Annotated in this window: 12 protein-coding genes; 2 read left to right on the top strand and 10 right to left on the bottom strand. The window is 60.6% G+C overall.

Annotated elements, in window-relative coordinates:
• Window positions 1-20: 20 nt before the first annotated feature.
• The 5 genes from SH292x_RS01955 to SH292x_RS01935 all read right to left on the bottom strand — a co-directional run bounded on the left by SH292x_RS01955 (window position 21) and on the right by SH292x_RS01935 (window position 9,080).
• On the bottom strand, window positions 21-4,772 hold the full coding sequence (locus tag SH292x_RS01955) for a M56 family metallopeptidase (RefSeq protein WP_442483895.1): 4,752 nt from the start codon (window positions 4,770-4,772) through the stop codon (window positions 21-23).
• Complete coding sequence (locus SH292x_RS01950; protein ID WP_442483894.1) at window positions 4,769-5,179, bottom strand: BlaI/MecI/CopY family transcriptional regulator; 411 nt, start codon at window positions 5,177-5,179, stop codon at window positions 4,769-4,771. Before SH292x_RS01950 ends, SH292x_RS01955 begins: the two co-directional genes overlap by 4 nt.
• 262 nt (window positions 5,180-5,441) lie before the next feature.
• Window positions 5,442-5,777, bottom strand: coding sequence for a DUF5615 family PIN-like protein (locus SH292x_RS01945; protein ID WP_442483893.1), 336 nt, complete (start codon window positions 5,775-5,777; stop codon window positions 5,442-5,444).
• Complete coding sequence (locus SH292x_RS01940) at window positions 5,774-5,989, bottom strand: DUF433 domain-containing protein (RefSeq protein WP_442483892.1); 216 nt, start codon at window positions 5,987-5,989, stop codon at window positions 5,774-5,776. The genes SH292x_RS01945 and SH292x_RS01940 overlap by 4 nt, the downstream gene beginning before the upstream one ends.
• A gap of 46 nt (window positions 5,990-6,035) precedes the next feature.
• Window positions 6,036-9,080 carry a YCF48-related protein gene (locus SH292x_RS01935; protein WP_442483891.1) on the bottom strand — a complete coding sequence of 1,015 codons (3,045 nt, stop codon included), beginning with the start codon at window positions 9,078-9,080 and terminating at the stop codon, window positions 6,036-6,038.
• A gap of 285 nt (window positions 9,081-9,365) precedes the next feature.
• On the opposite strand from SH292x_RS01935, the gene SH292x_RS01930 reads away from it, so the two are divergent.
• Complete coding sequence (locus SH292x_RS01930; RefSeq protein WP_442483890.1) at window positions 9,366-10,943, top strand: HDOD domain-containing protein; 1,578 nt, start codon at window positions 9,366-9,368, stop codon at window positions 10,941-10,943.
• Between the two features lie 69 nt (window positions 10,944-11,012).
• Window positions 11,013-12,041: a site-2 protease family protein gene (locus tag SH292x_RS01925; protein ID WP_442483889.1), complete on the top strand. Its 1,029-nt coding sequence runs from the start codon at window positions 11,013-11,015 to the stop codon at window positions 12,039-12,041.
• Window positions 12,042-12,180: 139 nt separating this feature from the next.
• Here the strand turns inward: SH292x_RS01925 and SH292x_RS01920 are convergent, their stop codons facing one another.
• The 5 genes from SH292x_RS01920 to lpdA all read right to left on the bottom strand — a co-directional run bounded on the left by SH292x_RS01920 (window position 12,181) and on the right by lpdA (window position 19,586).
• Window positions 12,181-12,840: an esterase/lipase family protein gene (locus tag SH292x_RS01920; protein WP_442483888.1), complete on the bottom strand. Its 660-nt coding sequence runs from the start codon at window positions 12,838-12,840 to the stop codon at window positions 12,181-12,183.
• A 73-nt stretch (window positions 12,841-12,913) separates the two neighbouring features.
• Window positions 12,914-13,537 (bottom strand): Uma2 family endonuclease, encoded by a 624-nt coding sequence (locus tag SH292x_RS01915; RefSeq protein WP_442483887.1) that lies wholly within the window; start codon window positions 13,535-13,537, stop codon window positions 12,914-12,916.
• A 56-nt stretch (window positions 13,538-13,593) separates the two neighbouring features.
• On the bottom strand, window positions 13,594-15,006 hold the full coding sequence (locus SH292x_RS01910) for a dihydrolipoamide acetyltransferase family protein (RefSeq protein WP_442483886.1): 1,413 nt from the start codon (window positions 15,004-15,006) through the stop codon (window positions 13,594-13,596).
• Between the two features lie 215 nt (window positions 15,007-15,221).
• Window positions 15,222-17,954, bottom strand: coding sequence for a pyruvate dehydrogenase (acetyl-transferring), homodimeric type (gene aceE, locus SH292x_RS01905; protein ID WP_442483885.1), 2,733 nt, complete (start codon window positions 17,952-17,954; stop codon window positions 15,222-15,224).
• A 207-nt stretch (window positions 17,955-18,161) separates the two neighbouring features.
• Window positions 18,162-19,586 (bottom strand): dihydrolipoyl dehydrogenase, encoded by a 1,425-nt coding sequence (gene lpdA / locus SH292x_RS01900; RefSeq protein ID WP_442483884.1) that lies wholly within the window; start codon window positions 19,584-19,586, stop codon window positions 18,162-18,164.
• Window positions 19,587-19,656: the final 70 nt, after the last annotated feature.

Below are 19,656 nucleotides of genomic sequence, written 5' to 3'. Positions count from 1 at the left end.
GGGAAGAGGACAAGCTAGCGTTAAAACATGCCGCCGCCACCCATGTCGCCTCTAAAACCTCCGCCACCGCCGAATTGGTCCTGCGGAAAAAGCTCTATCGCCTCTCTTTCCCAATCGATCTCGGTTCTCAAGTCGGGTTGATCCTTCTTCATTGCTTCAATGCGATCGTAAAGCTCCTTAGGTACATCATAACGAAGCCCACCATGCGGCAATTTTGTTGTGTGCAGGTTACTGATCACCCACTCTCCCAGCTTCTTGGTGTCATCATCTTCCACTGCAAAGAGAGCGAAAACACGTTCGCTCATCGCATGGGCATGGGTTCCAATCGCTGCCAACGCTCGCAAAGCATCAAGCCTACGCGCCTTCTGCACCTTCGCGTCGTCGGTTTTCTCCACCACCGCAGCACCTCTAAAAGTTGCAGACGCACCAGGCTTCTCGGCGATGGTCATTAGCAGTTCGGGGAGATCCTCGAGCTGGTCGGGCTTCGCGTGATTGAGGACAAGGCGCGCGTACTGTCGTAGTCGAGGTTCTTCGTGAAATAGTAGCGGAGGCAGGGAGGTCGGCAGTGTCCGCAGCTCGACCACACTCTCGTAGTTGCCGCTAGCTGATGCCACCATGCGACGGGGCATCAGACTCATGATGGCCCCGACGGCTATACCTTGTTCGTCGCTCGCGAGGCACTTCCTTAGCACTTTTTGCGTGCGTTCCTGATTTAACTTGGGATCACTCGCTATGAGGTGTTGAAGCACATCGAGCGCCATTGTGGAGTTGTCTGCGAGCGCCGCGATGCGATCCAATAGCTTCACGTCCTTCGAAGCCGTGTTCGACAGAACCCACGCCGCCAAGCGAACTCGGTTCTCTTGGCTCGCGTCGTACCAGTCGAGAATCACCGGGAGCGACACCTCACTCGGAATGGGAGACGAGTCATTGATATCCACGAACGAATAGACAATGGCTGTTTGCAAAGTCTCTTTCGGCGAGCCCTCATGACCGATCGAAATCATCGGATACTCCTCCGCCACCTCCAAAATTGCCTCGGTCGCCTCTTTGCCGTAGCCCGCGCGGCCGAAGGCTCGTAGGGCTTTGATCGCCTCGGTGCGGTTCTCGGTCTTCAGCTCCGTCTTCCACTCGGTCCGCCAGTCGTCGAACGTTCGGCCGTCGTAGAGGAGCTGGGGTGGGGCCGGTTTTATAGGTTCAGCATCCGCTGGCTCGGCGATGGGCGTGGTCGCGATGGGCGGAGGGTTCTCGGGCTCCTTGGCGGCAGCGGCGGGTGCTTCGGCGGGTCCAACCTTCACCGCGCCGGGTTGCCCCGGCAGTGGAAGTAGCGTCGTCTTGCCCGCGTCTTGCTCGGCCTTGAGTTCAATCTGCTTGAGCCGCTGCTGCTCTTGGCTCCACCTTTGGGTGTCGAACGAGACGCGGCCGGTGTGGAGCGTCCACTCGCCGGATGGTACCTCCACCGGAGTATGCCGCGAGTCTGGTGACGATCCCTTCACGTACTCCGTTCTAATTCCTTGCCGCAGTACGAAATACTTCAGCGGCGTGAACTGATTGAGGTCACCTCGTCGTAGCACTTCGGCAAGCTGATCCAAGTCGGCTGTGGGCCAAACGTGCAATCCTACCAGGATGTCGCCGCCCTGGATCCCGTTAGGCTGTCGCCTGCCCGCACTACTTTCCATCTTCACTCCCCCCGCAAACCCCTTCTCCTTCACCGCTGCGAGCTCCTCGGCATCAATCGCCGCGACTTCGACGCCGAGCATGCCGTAGGCCAGATCTGCGATCCGCTGGTCTTCGAGAGAGAGGAAGGGGGGCTTGTTGACCATCGGGTTAATAGGGGACCAATTCTTCTCCGCCTCGTCCTTCGCGGTGGAAGCCTGAGCCTCGGTGAATGCTTTGATCGATTGGGGGCTCCCTGCCAGTCCGATGATGAGATCACCAACGATCAAGATCTCGTCGAAGACGAATACATCGCCTCGTGCGGACAAGGACACCGAGTTTTCACCCAGTCGAAATGTCCAATCGGTATTCTCGCGGAAGAATATCCGAGCCTTTTCGAAGTCCTCTGGGTCCATCTTCGGACTCAGGTGCCACAAAGACCCCAGATGACCGGCGTCGTCCGAGTGAGGGAATTGGCGCAAGAAGTACGCGTTGACGACTTCTTTCATAAGTTCGGAAACTTGGCCTTGGCTGATATCATCTTCCGGACCGCACTCGATGGCCACCTGCAATTCCCAATCATTCACACGCTTGAGCTTAAGATGGTCCTTCAGCCACTCCGCGTCGATGGAATCGGCTAGCTTCAGTCGCGAGACAACTCCTTCTAACGCCTTCGCACTGGTGAACTCCGCATCGTGCTTCGCTATGCGCTCTGCGTGGCGAGCGGGGTCGTCATTGCCGCGGCCGACGCCGACATTCGCAAAGTAAAACGCCGCCAGGGCGCGTTTGGGCTGAACATCGGCGGCCGCAGCGACTTGCTGATCCGTCCTCTTCCCTGCGTCCTCCGTGCTCTCCGTGGTTAGTTCTTCTACTCCGGGCGCTGCTTCTCCAGAAACCGGCGCTTCCGGCTCGCCGGGTTTGTCGGACGCTACACCAGGTTTGGTAACGACCACTTGGTAGTTGTCTCTGTCCCCTCGCCGAATCATTACGCTATTGCCTGCCTTTTCATGGGCGACGATCAGCATCTTTATAGTTTCGGCCGGTATTGCTTCATCGATATCGTAGATTCTGGTTGGGCCTTCGAAATCGGTAGCAACAACATTCATCACATTGTGCGGAGTTGCTAATAGGCGGACCGGCCCCCAATCAGATCGGACGACTTCAATAGTATGGTCCCGCAGGTCCTTCTTTATTTGGTTGATGCAACGCGTCTCGAACTCTTGGGAGAGCCCATTAATCTCAGCTAAAAGAAAAGAGTAGTGCTCCCCAGATTCTTCCGCAAAGATGGGTGCTAGGACTCGCCAGTTGCCTTGTTTGATTTCTAAACGCCGCGCCTTCACCAAGCCGTCGTTGCTTCGCAGAAACACGTAGGAGCCATTCACAGAGACTGAGTAACCCGTGTTCTCGGCGGCCAACGTCTTCCGAATGTCGGCGAGTTCGGCTTCGGTAAGCTCGGGATGAAGGATGATCGATTCCTTCTTCTCCGCGTCCTCCGTGCTCTCTGCGGTTACTTCCTCCACTCCCGGCGCTGACGCTTCCGGCTCGCGTTTCGATTTCTTCGATGTGTTCTCCAGGTTCGCAGCGAACAATCGTTCAACATCTGAAGCATTGTCCTTAGGGGCGAAAACTTCCGCTGACGTCCCGCCTCGCATGACAAGTACCTGCACGCGACCCGAACTCGGATTAATACTTACCTTGTGCCCTGCCTTCTCAAAAACCTCGATCGCTTTGAGAATCTCGTCGGCGCGAGACTTATCAGCAGGGTCATTTTCATCGTAGCTATAAGTCTTTGTGGTCTCTCCATCACGGAACTCAGTATCGATGACAAAAGGTTCGTCCACTTCCTCCGTGCGCCCTTCGATTGCATAGCGATCGTCAACTTCATCTCCGGGGTCGGGGACGACCCGGCTCACTGGTTCTGACTCACTTGCTTTCGCCTCCTCCGCCTGCGTGCTCGACCACACGGCTCCGGCGGTTAGCGCGGCGAGCAATACGGCAACCGACAACAGCGTTCGTTTTGAGACCAACATCGGATCGTCCTCCAATTGCAGGATGCGTCGCACGCGTTTGGCTAGGGGATGCGAGGCCATGGCCATCGCGGGCGACGGGAGTCGCCGGGTTACGGAGCTCTTCGCCACCGACACCAGCAGGCTGGCGTACGCCTCGCGGTTGCCACAGTGGGCGACCACCACGGCGTCGCAGCAATGCTCGCGGTCGGCGCGGACCCACCGGCTGGTGATCCACACGGCGGGGTGGAAGAACAACAGCGACTCGACGAGCCGTTGCATGAGATTCATCAAGTTGTCCCATCGCCGAACGTGGGCCAGTTCGTGGACCAGCGCCATTTCGATCTCGGCGGGCGACCAACTGGTGAGCGCCACCGACGGCAGCAGAACCAGCGGCCGCACGATGCCGACCAGCACCGGTTGCAACACGCGATCGCTCACGGCGAGCGACACTTGGCGGCCAATCCGCAGAGCGGCGGTGAGCCTCGCCAGGGTTTCGAGCAGCACGGGGTCTGTGATCGGCTCCGCCCGACGGCGGAGTCGTTCGCTTCCCATCAGCCCGGTGGCGAGTAGCAGTAGCGTCGCAGGCGTGCCAATCATCCAGAGCCACGGTAGGTAGCTTGGCAAGGCTTGGAGCAGCAACTGCGGGTCGAACATCGGTTCGTCGCTCACAGGTGCCGGCGGCGCTATTGCTTGCGAAACAACGACCGTTTCAGTTGGCGAAGCTTCGAGCGGCGCTTCGACTGATGGAGCTTCGACCGTGATCGGCGTGTACTTGAGATCGATCACCGCGGGTGCGGGGGGCGCGGCTTCGGGAAGGGACGCTGCCGAGCTAGATGCGGCAAGCGGTCCGGCGTACCTATCTTCGACTCCCTGAGCGATGGGTTCTACGACAACAGCGAGTGGCTTGATTTCACTCGCTATCCGTAGCGCAATCAGGGGCGGCGAAACGGCAAGCACCGCGAGTCCGAGGAGGCTCGCCGCGTAGCGCCACTGGGGTGCCGCTCGGAATAGCGCCAGTCGCACTAGCGCCGTCACCAAGAACACCAGCGAGCCGATCCAGAGGAAGTGGATCATGGTCCAGCCCGCGACTTGCCACCAGATGCTATTCATCGTTTGCTCCCCTGCTTCTTGCTCGCGGCGCGCTGCTGGTCGAGTAGTTGTTCGAGTTCCGCCAAGTCGTCGCCGGTGAGGCGGTGTGTTTCGACGAGGTGCGCTACCAGTCGGCTCGCGGATCCCTCGAACACGCCATCGACCAACTTGCCCACCATGCTGCCGGCGGTCTTCTCTTGCGACGAAGCGGCCGCCCACTGGTACCCACGGCCGGCCGAGGCGCGGCGTTTCACGAGGTTCTTCTCCAGCATCACCTTGAGCATCGTGGCGACGGTGGTGGTAGCGACGTCGCGATTCTCGCGAAGCGCGTCGCACACCTCGGCGAGCGTCGCGCTCCCCTTCGCCCAAAGAATACGCAGTATTTCGAGCTCCCCATCGGTAGGGTGCTTACTCGCTGGCCGCGCCATGACGCATGCTCCTTCGCTGGCAGACTGTGCCGAATCGCTGAATTGAAAAGACCCACGTCGCCAATTCTATAGAATTAGAATGGCGTGTCAAGAAAAATCCGGTGAGCGTTCCGGTCGAGGGTGATAGTACCTCCATACTCCGTATGGAGAGCCACGAAGGAGTTAGCTAGTTCGAGGCCAAGAAACACCCATAGAGCGTTCCTACTAGGGCCTAACCATACGGAGTATGGTTGTACTATGGCCCGAATACTTGCGAATCCGGCTACTCGCTAACGGGGACTTGCACGACCGTCAGTTTATTGGGAGCCAGAGACTCAAGCGTGTGAAGTAGAATTGAAACCAGCGGACGGATGTCTTCGATGTCGTTGGAAGCTGCCCACAACACCACCACCGCGACCGGAAGTGCTGCCAGGTTTTGCTCGTACTCGATATTCGCATCTTTCGTCAGCACGGCATCAAAGCCTTCCCCAGCTGCCGCTTGCAACAGCCGACCGTTGGTCACGCCACTCAAACCCATGTAGGTTACGGTGAAGCACTCGTGCCCCGGAATCTCCAATCGCAACTGATGAGGCAGATTCTCATCCAGCAGAAGCTTCATGATTGCGATACTTCCGCAACCGCGTGCTGCCGTGCATCGGCTAGCACGGAATCCACCTGCTCGCGTGACACTGCCGGGAATTGCTCCAGAAAATAAGAGATCGAATGCCCCCGAATGAGGTAATTGAATAACGACTCCACAGGAACACGCGTCCCCACGAACACGGGCGTGCCTCCGAGGATTTCCGGATTGGAGGTGATGGCGGTCGACATGCTGTCATTATACCTAGCTACGTTAGGCAAGTGAAAGATCTCACCCCTACCGAAACAGCAATAACCCAAAGCTATCCGGCGTATCCCCCGACACTCCAGTCCATGAGGCGGAGTGGCCGCGGGCGTTCTGGCGGGTGACTCGAAGGCACCACGTGTCGAGCACGGCGGGCTCGGGCTTCACGACTTCCGACCACGGAATCGCCAACTCGGCGGTCCAGTTCGTTTCGTTCATCTTGCTGGCGACGAACCAGCGTGGATTCCAGTTCTTGTCGCCCCAGCAAGTGTCGTGCGTCCAACCTCGGCAATCGACGGTCATCTCGTAGGCCGACACGTAGTCGCGATCGATGTCGATCGACAAACGCACGCGATCGTACGCCGAGAGGTCGGCGTCGCGGGTGCGCGAAGCACTGGTAGCTTCGTACTTCTCGTCCCGCAGCAGCGGGCAGGTGATGGCGACGTACAAGTAGTCGGTGTCGCGGGCCAGTTGCATTGTAGCGGCTGTGTCGTCGTTGCGCCCGGCGGAGGTCGCTACGCGGAGCATTTCGGCCGACTTCCACATCGCCTCGTCGAACACGCCATCGAGCCTCGGCGGCGAGAGCGTGGCTTTGCAGGTCACCAGCGGCTTGCTGGGTGGAAGCTCGTCGGGCTTCGCGAGCCAGTTCTCGACGCGCGCCGCCGAACTCCAACCCCTGTCAGAACCCGACCGCCCGAGCACCATGAAGTACCGCTCGGTTGTGTTGTTGTAACCCAGTTTGCGCGACGTGACGGCGAGCGGGAATCGCAGCGCGGGTTCGGAGTAAAGCGCCGGTCGAGCCTTCTCGAGATAGCCGCCAAGCAGCGAGGCCCGCTCCAAACGCTCGTCGCTCGTCAGCGTCGCGGTACCGCCATCGTCGTTGGTGGGAAGCTCGATGCTCTCGTTTCGCGGAGCGCCTGCCGACTTTTTATAATCGACGTTCGCTAGCGGCTTGGTGCGTGCCTGCATCGCCTGCTGACGCGCGGTGACATGCGACACCTCGCCACTTGCGTAGTAACGCACGAGCCACACCAAGGCTTGCTCGGTGAGCGGGTGATCGGGGTAGCGCCGCGCTAGCAAGTACATCGTGTCGGCGGCCATCGCGTGGCGGCCTGTCTCGCGATAACCCTCGGCGAGCTGGTAGACGAGCTCGCCACCGGTTTGCGGATCGAGGCCTCCGGTGAGGTTCACGACCTGCGCGCTCCAGATTGGATTCCCTTCGGAGTAATCAAGCAAGCGTACGAGCTGCCCGCGCTTTTGAGTGAGCTTGCGAAGTCGCTCAAGGTCGTTCGGGTTACTCGCCACCACGGTCCGCCGCGCGTCGCAAGCCGGCGGAAGCTGCAGGCCGGCAAACGGATCGCGGGTGTTGGTCGCCATTCCGTCAAGTTGCGACAGCAGTTCTAACTCGTCGAGCGGCGATGGGATCGTATGTTTGGTGAATAGCAGCGACCGCGGCAACGAACTCCACGACGCCGGCGAGCCACCCAGTGCTGGCACGAATTCGTCCGTCGCCACGCGGATCGAACCACGCTCGCCGGGTGGTGCAAGGCCCACGGTGCGTTTCACTTGCCACGCGGGAAGATCGATCGTGGCAAGCTCGAGCCCCTGCGTCGAGTCCGCGGCGTGCCGGCTTGCTTCGATCGCAAGTTGTTCGGCGATGGTCGAGCCGGCATCGCGATTCGGATTGCGTTCGTGCGGGACGACGAGCAGGTCGGGTTGCCACGTGCGAATCGCCAGCACGGCGGTGGCGAGCAATTCGTCGCGTGCAAGTCCGTCCGTCCGGCGGTTCATTTCTTCCATCAGCGTTTCGGGGCTGGCGTGGTAGCCAACCGGCAGCATTTCCCCAGCCCACAGCGGCGGAGCAACGATGGCACCGGCGGCTGTCAGGGCTTCGGTGACGCGGTGCGTGTCGAGTTCGGTGACGGACGATGTCTTTGCGGCGAATAGTGGTACCACCACCGTGCGAAAGCCTTCGCCGGCCGCGTACCGCGATACTACTTCGAGCGGAACATCCTCGGGCGTGGCGACGACGACCAGCATCGCCGCGTGGCCACCACCGCGTTGCCGACGCCACGAGCGACCGCCATCGGTCGTAGCCAGAATCGTGCCAAGCTCGCCCACGGTCCATCCGCGGCGATCATCGACGAAATGCATTTGAGTGACAGGAGCGCGAAGCCCCGTCGTGGTGGTCGACCACGTTGCGCCATTGTCGGCGGAGTGGGCGATCACGCTCCCAGGAGCACCGGCAAGCCACACGTGGTTTCCTTGCACCGCCACGCTGTTCCAGCTCCATTGCCGGCGAGTGATGGGGTCGATCGCGAGTGGTTCGGTGGCGGGAGGTTGCCAAGTCGCGCCCGAGTCGCTGGTGGTGAGCACCATACCATTGTCGCCGACCATCCAGCCCTTCGACGCGCCATCGATCACCATCGCCCGGGGCTGACGAGCATCCGTCGTCGTGCCTGCGGTTCGCATCTCGCGTTCCAGCACGACGCTTCGCGCACCGCGTGGACCAGCGAGCAATCCGCTACCCGAACTTACAAAGTCGGCAGCCAGCCAAGTGGAGACCTGCGCCGAGCCAATTGGCTGCCAGCTCTTACCGCCATCGGTGGTGGTGAAGAGTCCCGAGGGATAGAAGCTGCTGCCATACCCAGCGGCGACGCCATTCGCGGCGTCGAAGAACTCGACGTACGTGAGTCGCGGTAACGTGGGCTCCACGACTTGCTGCCAGGTCGTACCACCATCAATGGTTCGAAGTACCACGCCCTCGCTGCGATGCGTCAGCGGTGTGGCGCGCCCGCCGACAATCCAACCTCGCTTGTCATCGACAAAACTCACGGACAGCAGTGGGCAATCCACTCCCGATCGCTGCGGATACCAATGCGCACCGCCATCGTCAGTTACCAACACGACACCGCGATCTCCCACCGCCCAGCCGTGCTGCGCGTCGACGAACACCACGTCGCGGAGCGTTGCATCGGTGGCGAGCACTTCGGAGAGCGTTGCCGGCGGCGCGGCATGCAGGAACGATGGCAATACAAGCGTTGCCAGGGCGAAGGCGTAGAGGGTTGAGCGGTTCATCGAGCGAGCATCCTTGCTGTCGATTCAAAACGTAGAGTGGGCCAAGCAGTGGGTCCGATTGTAAGCCATTGGCCAAAAGGGGGGAATGCGAAAGCCGGGCGACCGGCGTAATTGGAGGACGATTCATCCTCCAAGTGCATCCCAACTCAGCGGTTCGCCGCGGGTGACGGTTGTGACGATGGTGCTAGCAGTCAGAGGCCCGCGTTCCCAGCAAAAGCCGAGTTGTAAGGTAGAGTTCGATGCCTACCTGCGCGCCTTGCTCCGACCCTACACCAAACGCCTTAGATGCCTGCCTCGAATCCACCATTAGACCTCATCATTGCCAAGGCTGAGTCGCTGTACTCGCTGCCGGCGGTGGCGATGGAAGTGCTGAAGCTCACCGAAGGCGAGCGCGTCGACGCGCGGGCACTCAAGGAGTGCATCGAACGTGACCCCGCGCTGGTAGTGAAGTTGCTGCGGGTCGTCAACAGCTCGCTGTTCGGGCTCTCGAGCAAGGTCGAGAATCTGACGCAAGCACTCGCCCTGCTTGGCATCAAACCACTCAAGCTGCTGGTGCTTGGTTTCAGCCTGCCCAACAAATTGCTCGACGAGGTGGATGCCGATCAGCTGAAGCTCTACTGGCGAGCGGCTTTGGTTCGCGCGGTCGCGGCTCGGCAGTTGGTAGAAACGCAGTGGAACTCGGCGGGCGACGATGCGTTCCTGGTCGCGCTGCTACAAGACATCGGCAAGCTGGTGCTGCTGGCACAACTTGGCTCGCCCTACGCCCATTTCCTTCAGCACGTGACCGAAGAGCACGAGGACCTCATTGAGCTCGAGCATCGCAGCCTGGGTTTCGACCATCGTCAGTTGACCGTCGCCCTACTGCGAAAATGGCGATTGCCCGAGATGTACGCCGCCGCTGTCTCTACGATACCTACACGTCGCAACACGGCTGACAGCTACTCGCTTGAAACATCGCTGCCTCAAGTTCTGGCACTGGCCAACCTGTTCGCTGAGTTGGTCGACCAGCACCGACTCGCCGTGCTCCCCGACTTACTGGAGCGTGGCGAGCAGTACGGCGCCCTGACGCACGACGACGTTTGCCGACTAGTGGCGGAGCTTCAACCGCAGGTCGATCAACTTGCGGCTGTGCTGGAGATCGACTTGGGCGAACGACCGACTTACACCGACGTGCTGCTCGAGTCGCAAGCAAGGCTTGCGCGGCTGGGCGAAAACATCGCAGGGCGGTTAATGCCCAGCGAACAGCAACTTTGCGACGAGCTGCTCGCCGATACACAAGACTTGCAACGCGCGATGCTCGCCTTCGGCCACGCGCGACCGTCGAACCTGAGTGAAGAGCTTCGAGCCGACGCGGCTGCCCCCGCAGTACCCACGCCACGCACGCAGAGATCAGCCGTCGCGTTTCCGATGCAACGGCAGCTAGTCCGCGACGCCGTCGAGGCGGCGGTGGCCGAGTGCCGTCACGAACGATGCCCGCTAAGCCTCATTTGCTTCGAGGTCACGTGCGACTTACCCCGCGAGCCGCTCCTCGACGTGGGCGACCTCGTCAGTGCGACGATGCAGCAGGTGATGATGGAGTTCGATTTGAGCACGGAACAGTTGCTACGGACTTCGCCGACCGGTGCTAGCTGGATTCTGCCGAACACCGAACGCCGCGAAGCCGTAGAACTCGCCAACCGCGTTGCAACGCTCATTGACGAACGGGGTGGCCGCGAGTCGCTCGCCCTGAAGGCAGGTGTGACGGCCGTACACGCCATCTCGCGATCGTTCGCCGCCGCGGAATTGCTCGCCGCCGCCGAGCGCTGCCTGGAAGCGGCCTGCTCCGCGGGTGGCCGTGCGGTCAAGAGCATTGAAGTCTACTGACCCAACGTTTGAGGGGCTCCACCGGGTGACGACTCGCCCCTCGGCACCACGTTTGCTAAGATCGGCAGCATGACCGACGAACCTTCCTCCGGCGAGCCGCCAGCCTCCGACACTCCCCCGCCCACGGAGGTGCCCGTCCCCGAGGCGTTTGCTGCGCCAAGCGATGGCGAATACCGCGAACTTCGCAGTTCGGACCTCCACGGCGACGACCCCCTGCCCCGCCGGCGCACGCTTCCCATCGTGCTGTTTGTTGCGACCTGCCTCAGCACGTTTTGGGTGGGTGCCGCGAAGTACCATCCCGTCGAGCGGATGGCCGACTTCCAACTGATGTGGTACACGATCACCAGCAACTGGCAGGAAGGCCTCACCTACATGGGGGCGGTGCTTGCCATCCTGCTGACGCACGAGATGGGACACTTCCTGCAAACCGTCCGGCACCACATCCCCGCCAGCTACCCGCTCTGCATCCCCGTGCCCTTCAACCCCATTGGCACGATGGGCGCGGTGATCAGCATGGATGGCATGCGGGCGGATCGCAAGCAGATCTTCGACATCGGCATCGCGGGACCGCTCGCCGGCTTGGTGGTCGCCATACCGATCTTATGGATTGGCGTGTCGCAACTCGACTTGTCGAAGAACGCGGCGGGCTCGGTTCGCGAGATCCAGCTCCATACGCCGCTGATCGTCAATTGGATGATCGATCACCTGCATCCCGAGTGGTCGGGCAAGGCCGACTGGATCAGCATCTCGAACGTCAACCCGTTCTTCATGGCCGGTTGGGTGGGCATGCTGATCACGGGACTCAACATGCTGCCGATCAGCCAACTCGATGGCGGCCACACGCTCTATGGACTGTTCGGCCCACGAGCCCACACCTACGCGCGGGGATTCGTTGTCGCGGCAATCGCCTACGTGGTGATCAATCTCGAACAAGCTGCCATCTGGACGCCCATGCTAATCCTGGTGATCCTCATGGGCGTCAACCATCCACCCACGGCCAACGACGACGTCGAACTCGACGACTTCCGCTGGGTCCTCGGCGTCGCCTCGCTCTCGATCCCCATCCTCTGCTTCCCACTCCTGGGGCTAAGGCAGTAGGGCGTCCTTCTCATCGAGCCGGGGGCGTTAGTCCCCGGAGCCTTCAGCGTTGCTAGCTACGCCTACCCCCGCGAAGCAATGCGACTCGAATCGCAAGTGAATGTCGCGGACCGCGTGGCGGTCCGGATATTGAATCGAACTAGAATTTCCCTGTCCGCAGGAAGTTCGCAACGTGCCCAGCCGTCTCTTTCTTCCACAGCACGCTGACGTGCAAACCTGGCAACGTAATGTGATCGGCGTAGGTGTCGAGTAGCGTCGACTCGGCAGGCACCAGATAGTCGGCGGCGGCCGTTACGATCCCCACGTCATGGCGATCCACCGCCAGGGGAAGCGCGTTGACGAAACTCTCGGGAACGTCGGACAATTCGCAAAGCGTCGACGACAACCAACCGTAGTAAGGTGCCATCTTCCGCGCCATGTGCGAACCGCGATTCGGCGGACCGACCATCACAATCCGGCCCAGATTGTCAGGCACACCTGCGAGCACCGCGCACCGAGTGACGATGCTTCCCATGCTGTGCGCGACAACGTGAATTTTGCGATCCGGGTTTTGCTCCGCTAGCCGATGCAACTTCGCGGCAAACCGACAACCAATGTCTCGTATCGAACCACGCAGCGTGAAATAAGTATGCAGCTGCGTATCAAAATCCATCGCCCGCAATCGGCGACCGAGCGGTGCCAGGAAGTACTTGCTCGAGGCGATACCGTGGATCAGCACGACGAGATCGCGCGTCGAGTTGGGCGACTTGGCGGGTGTCGCAACGCGGTCGGGGGGGAGGTTCAGGGCTGCCGAGTTCATCGAACGGTTCCGAGAGTATCCAAAATGTTGGGTGACCTAGGAACTGTAGAACGCTGGCACCCCGGTGACGAGCCTACTCGCCGTCCGTCGCACTAGGCGGCAGTCGCTGATCAACTTCCTGCCAGAATGCCGTGATGTCGAGCTCTACTTCCGCAAACTGCGGCGACTGATACTCACCGGAGGCCTTCGCGGTCACGCGATAGCTGGGGCCGTCGAGCACGTGAAACTCGATGACCTGCGACCGCGGGTCGACAATCCAGTACTCCGGAACCCGTGCCGTCGCGTAAAGATCGAGCTTCTCAACGCGATCTCGCCTGGTCGTCGAAGGCGAAAGAACCTCTACCAGTAGATCAGGCGCACCGTAGATCCTATCTCGAATCTGATGGACATGATCCGGGCGAAGATACACCACGTCCGGCTGAAGGACCGTGTACTGGTCAAGCTTCACATCCACCGGTGCCGGCAATGCAATGCCGCCAATCGAAACGGCCGCTTCGTTCAAAGCCCGCCACAGCAGCACGCCAATGAATTGGTGCCTCGGCCTCGGTGCTGGCGACATCATGATCAGTCTCCCCCTTAAGAGTTCTACCCGCTCCCCTTCGGGCAATTGCAGGTAGTCCTCGTCCGAGTACGGCCCGAGGGTCGTGTGCGGAGTGGTTTGATCGAATGTCTCGAACACCAGTGTTTCGGTGGCCATGAGTTACCTCCCAGGCGTGGCGGATGGGCTATCTCATTATACCACGCCGGCCAGCCCTACGGCGCCAGCAGCAATCGACCCGGGGCAGACAGGAAGCCCTTCACGTCGTTCACAAACCGAGCGGCGTCAGCCCCGTCGACCACGCGATGGTCGTAGGTCAGCGACAGTGGCATGATCAGCCGAGCTTCGATCGCGTCGTCGACAATCGTCGGCAGCATGCGGCTGCGGCCTACCAGCAGGATCGCCACTTCCGGCGGATTGATGATTGGCGTCGAGTAGGTGCCGCCGACCGCGCCCATGTTGCTGATGGTGAAAGTGCCACCTCGCATCTCTTCGATGGACAAGGTGCCTTCGCGGGCGGCGGTGATCAGGCGGTCCATCTCCTTCGCGATCTGCGAAATCGACAACCGATCGGCATCACGCAGCACCGGCACCATCAGCCCGCGATCGGTGTCGACCGCGATTCCGATGTTGACGTACTCCTTGTAGATGACGTTACCCGCCTCCATGTCGACCGAGGCGTTGACGATCGGGTGCAGCTTGAGGCTCGACGCGATTGCCTTGATCAGGAACGGCATCTGCGACAGCTTGAGACCACGCTTGGCGTAATCGTCCTTCGACTGCACACGAATGTCTTCGAGTTCTGTGACATCGACGTCGTCGAAGTTGGTGAGCTGCGGAATGTTCGAGTAGCTCGCCACCATGTTCGCCGCGATCGTCTTTCGCATCCGGCTCATCTTCTCGATCCGCACGGCACCTTGGCCATCGGAGTCGGGCGAGCCCGGTGGCGTGACACCACTCGATACCTGCGAAGCGGCTTGCGCCTGCGCTTTGCGAACGTGAGCCCGTACGTCGTCTTCGGTGATGCGACCAGCGTTACCACTGGGGCGCACGCGACGCAGATCGACGCCTAGTTCGCGAGCCAGTCGGCGAACACTGGGCCCCGCCGCCGCGCTCGCTACGCCATCGCCCGGCGTCCCGGAGGTCGGAGTGGCCGACTTCGGCGCCTTCGCTGCGGGGGCTGCTTCTTCCTCGTCGTCTTCGGGCTCGGGCTCAGCGGCCTTCTTGGCTGCCGGCTTCTTCTTATCTTCCTTAGGCTCGTCTTCCTCTTCCGTGCGAGCCGGGGCGTCCCCGCCCCCGGACTTTTTGGGCTCCGATTTCGCTTCTTCTTTCTTAGGCTCGGGCTTCTTCTCTTCCTTCTTGGGCTCCGACTTGGCCTTCGCTCCCCCACCGCCCGATTCAATCTCAAAGATCGGCGCGCCGACGTTCACGGTGTCGCCTTCGGACACCAGAATCTTGACGATCGTCCCCGCCTCGGGGCTCGGCACGGCGGCCGTTGCCTTGTCGGTTTCGATCTCCAAAAGGTCTTGGTCCTTCTCGACCGAGTCGCCTTCGGACACCAGGATCGACAGCACGTCGCCCGAGTCGATGTTTTCGCCAAGATGAGGAAGGGTGATTTCAGTTGCCATGTTCGTGTGCCCGCATAGTACCTCCACACTCCGTGTGGAGAAGAATCATCTGGAATTTTTGCTAATTCAGTTGCTGTCGAAGTGTCGCAGGTGATCCCCATAGTACCTCCACACTCCGTGTGGAGAAGAATCAAGCGACGCTCACTTACTTCTGCTGTTATCTCTGGCCACCCGCTATTCGAAGTGGCTTCTCCATACGGAGTATGGAGGTACTCTTACGCATAAAGCGCCGATTGCTTGTCGGGGTCGATCCCCAGCTCTTCGATCACCTTCGCAAGCGCCGGCACGTCTGCACCTCGCTGCTTCAGTTGATCGATGGTCGCCAAAGTCACGAACTCCGCGTCCACCTCGAAGTGCCGACGCAGTGCCTCGCGGCTTTCGCTCCGGCCCATTCCGTCGGTACCCAATGCAAAGATGCCACCCGGGACCCACGGGTCGATCTGCTCGGCCAGCGCCCGCATGTAGTCGCTTGCGGCGATGAACGGACCATCGAGCCCCGCGATCTGCTTCTCCAGGAAGCTCACCCGCGGCTCGGCGTCTGGGTGTAGCATGTTCCATCGCCGGCACTCCTGCGCCTCGCGGCGTAGTTCGGTGTAGCTGGTCACGCTCCACACGTCCGACGAAATGTCGTACTTCTCGGCAAGCAGCTTTTGAGCATCGAGCACGCCGCGAAGGATCGCACCGCTGCCAAACAGCTGGACGTGGTGCTTCAGCTTCTTCGCAGCCGGGCTCACCTTGTACATGCCCTTGATGATGCCCTCTTCGACCTCTGGCAGGATGTTGCCATCCGGGCCAGCGGGCATTTCGGGCATCATGTAGTTTTCGTTCTCGAGCATCAGGTAGTAGATGCACGTGTCGTTGTCGACGTACATCCGCTTCATGCCGTGGAAGATGATGACGGCCGTCTCGTAGTTGTACGCCGGGTCGTAGGCACGCACGGTCGGGAATGCCATCGCGTTCACCAAGCTGTGGCCATCTTGATGCTGCAGGCCTTCGCCGTTGAGCGTGGTGCGACCTGCCGTGCCCCCCAAGAGGAACCCTTTGGCACGCATGTCGGCGGCGGCCCAAATGAGGTCGCCCACGCGCTGGAACCCGAACATCGAGTAATAGATGTACATCGGGATCATCGGCACGCCGTGCGAGCTGTACGAGGTGCCCGCCGCGTTGAACGAGCTCATGCTACCCGCTTCGGTGATACCCTCTTCCAGCAACTGGCCGTCCTTGGCTTCCTTGTAGTAGGAAATATCGCCTGCGTCGGCCGGCTCGTAGAGCTGGCCCGCGTGGGCGTAGATGCCTACCTGACGGAACAGGCCTTCCATACCAAAGGTCCGCGACTCGTCGGGCACGATTGGTACGATGAACTTACCCATCTCTTTGTCACGCAAGAGATCGGTCAGCAAGCGGACGAAGCCCATCGTCGTGGACAACTCCTTGCCCTCACCCTTCGACACCATCTTTTGACTGATGGTTTTCTCGTAGTCGGGTAGCGCCGGCACCGGAATCGAGCACTTCGAGCTATTTCGCGAAGGCACAAAACCACCCAGCGCCTCGCGACGCTCGCGCATGTACTGCATCTCGGGGCTATCTTCCGGCGGACGGTAGAACGGGGCCTCGGCCACTCGCTCGTCCGAAATCGGAATGCCAAATCGAGTGCGGAACTCGCGAAGTTCCTGCTCGTTTAGCTTCTTGTTGTTGTGCGTAATGTTCCGGCCTTCGCCACCCTCGCCCGTGCCGTAGCCCTTGATGGTCTTGGCGATCACGACGGTCGGCTTGCCATTCTTCAGATTCACGGCGCGATGGTAGGCAGCGTAGACCTTCTCAGGGTCGTGGCCACCGCGACGCATCTTCAGCAGCTTCTCGTCCGAGTAGTTCTTCACCATCTTCGTCAGTCGAGGATCGACGCCGAAGAAGTGCTCGCGGATGTAACTACCCGGCGACACCGAGTACTTTTGGTACTGACCATCGACGATTTCCATCATCCGATTGGCGAGTACCCCTTCGGTGTCCTTCTCTAGCAGGGGATCCCAGTCGCCACCCCAGATGACCTTGATCACGTTCCAGCCGGCGCCGCGGAACGTCCCTTCCAGCTCCTGGATGATTTTGCCGTTGCCACGTACCGGACCGTCGAGCCGCTGCAGGTTGCAGTTGATCACGAAGATCAAATTCTGCAGCTGCTCGCGCGAGGCCAGCGAAATGGCACCCAGCGTTTCGGGCTCGTCGCATTCGCCGTCGCCAAGGAACGCCCACACGTGCTTCTGCGACAGGTCGGCGAGTCCCCGGTCGGTCAGGTACTCGTTAAACCGCGCTTGGTAGATGGCCATGATCGGCGCAAGGCCCATCGACACGGTCGGAAATTCCCAGAACTTGGGCATCAACCACGGATGGGGGTACGAACTCAAACCGCCCCCGGCCGACAATTCGCGGCGGAAATTGATCAGATTCTGTTCGGTCAATCGACCTTCGAGGTACGCCCGCGAGTACATGCCCGGCGCGGCGTGGCCTTGGAAGTAAATCTGATCGCCACCGAATCCACTCTCGCCACGACCCTTGAAGAAGTGATTCTGCGCTACTTCGTACAAGGTCGCGCTCGAAGCGAACGTCGAGATGTGGCCACCCGGCGACGCAGCGTGACGATTCGCCCGTGTCACCATCGCCATTGCGTTCCAGCGAACGTAGCTCTTGATGCGACGCTCCATCTCGCGGTCGCCCGGATACGCTGGCTGCTCGGCGCGCTTGATCGTGTTGACGTACGGCGTCGTCGCTGTGAACGGCAACTCCACGTCATGGCGATACGCGGCCTCTTCGAGCGCCGCGAGAATCTGCTTCACTCGGTCGGGGCCTTTGTGCTCCAGCACATAATCGAGCGACTCGAGCCATTCGGCGGTTTCCGTCGGATCGCTGTCGTCCGGAATTGGCGAGTTGTAGTTTTTCATATCGACGGTTGCCATGGTTACGTTCCTCGATCCGCGTGGTAACCACGGAGAGCACAGAGGACACAGAGAGGGTGCCGTTCTTGGAACACTAATCTTCGCTAATCCTCACTAATCTTTTCTTTCATTAGTGTTTATTAGCGCAGATTAGTGTTCCCAACTCTTCTTCCTTCTCTCCGTGTACTCAGTGGCCTCTGTGGTGAGTCTTAGTCTTTTTTGCGCTACTTAATCTTTTTTACGCTTTGGTTTGTAGATCTCGGTGGCTGTCCCCAGGTGCACCTCGCCGGCGAACGCCACGGTCTCGCTGAGCGTTGGGTGAGGGTGGATGGTCTCGGCGACGTCGCGCATCTGGCAGCCCATCTCGATGGCCAGCACGGCCTCAGCGATCAGTTCGCCGGCACCTTGGCCCACGATGCCACAGCCCAGCACGCGATCGGTCTCCGGGTCGATCAGCCACTTCGTCAGGCCATCGGTCCGGCCGTTGGCCGTCGCGCGGCCGCTTGCTTGCCACGGGTACATGGCGATCGACACCTTCCGGTCCTGCGCCTTCGCCTGATCGGCAGTGAGCCCGGCCCAAGCGATTTCGGGATCCGTGAATACCACGGCAGGAATCGCCGCCGGTTCGAACGCCACCGACTCGCCCGCCAACACTTCAGCTGCCACTTTCCCTTCGGCCGACGCCTTGTGCGCCAGCATCGGGTCGCCCACCACGTCGCCAATCGCCAGGATCGCGGGGTCGCTGGTCCGCTGCTGCTCGTCGACCTCGACAAAGCCGCGCTCGTTGATCGTGACCTTCGTATTCTCGAGGCCAAATCCACCCGACACCGGTCGACGACCAATCGAGATCAGCACGCGGTCGTACTTGTGGCCACCCTTCATTTCGGGGCCATCGAGCTCCACCTCGACCGCATCGCCAACGTCCTTGAGACCGACAACTTTGGTGCCCAAATGGACGGCGTGGAAACGCTCGCGAACTCGCTTCTCTAGCGGCTTCACCAGGTCGCGATCGGCACCGGGGAGCAGGCCATCGGTCAGCTCGACTACCGAAACCTTCGAGCCAAGTTCGGCGTACACGGTCCCCATCTCGAGACCAATATAACCACCGCCGACGACCAGCATCGTGTCAGGAATATCCTGTAGAGCCAGCGCGCCGGTCGAATCCATCACGCGGGGCGAACCAATGTCAAACACCTTGGGCATCGCCGGTACCGATCCGGTCGCCAGGATGCAGTGGTCGAACGTCAGCCGCGTGCTCTCGTAGGTAGCCGAATCGCCCCCTTCGAGTTCCAGCGTGTTCGAATCGACAAACACACCGCGGGCATGAATGCGTTTGACTTTGCGACGGCTTGCTAGCTGCGCGAGACCGCCAGAGAGCGTCTCGATCACTTTCTCTTTGCGGGCACGCACTTTGTCGACATTGACCGTCGGCTTGGAGAACTCGATGCCCCACTCGGCCATCTCCTCGGCCTCGCTCAGAATCTTGGCGACGTGCAGCAGCGCTTTGGAAGGAATACACCCACGCAGCAGGCAGGTTCCTCCCAGGCGTGGGTCGGCCTCAACGAGCGCGACCTCCATCCCGAGATCGGCTGCGAGAAAGGCGGCCGCGTAGCCACCGGGACCACCACCAAGGACGACAACTTGCGAATGCATCAGCGGGCGGACTCTTCGTAGGTATTACGGGGCGGATAGCGTGGGGAGCAAATTCCTAGTGTCGGCAATC

It is taken from the genome of Aeoliella fuhlenseeensis, from assembly GCF_052161615.1.
Lineage (GTDB): Bacteria > Planctomycetota > Planctomycetia > Pirellulales > Lacipirellulaceae > Aeoliella.
Note: the sequence above shows the minus strand (reverse complement) of the source record. Positions and strands in the feature narration are given on the sequence as shown.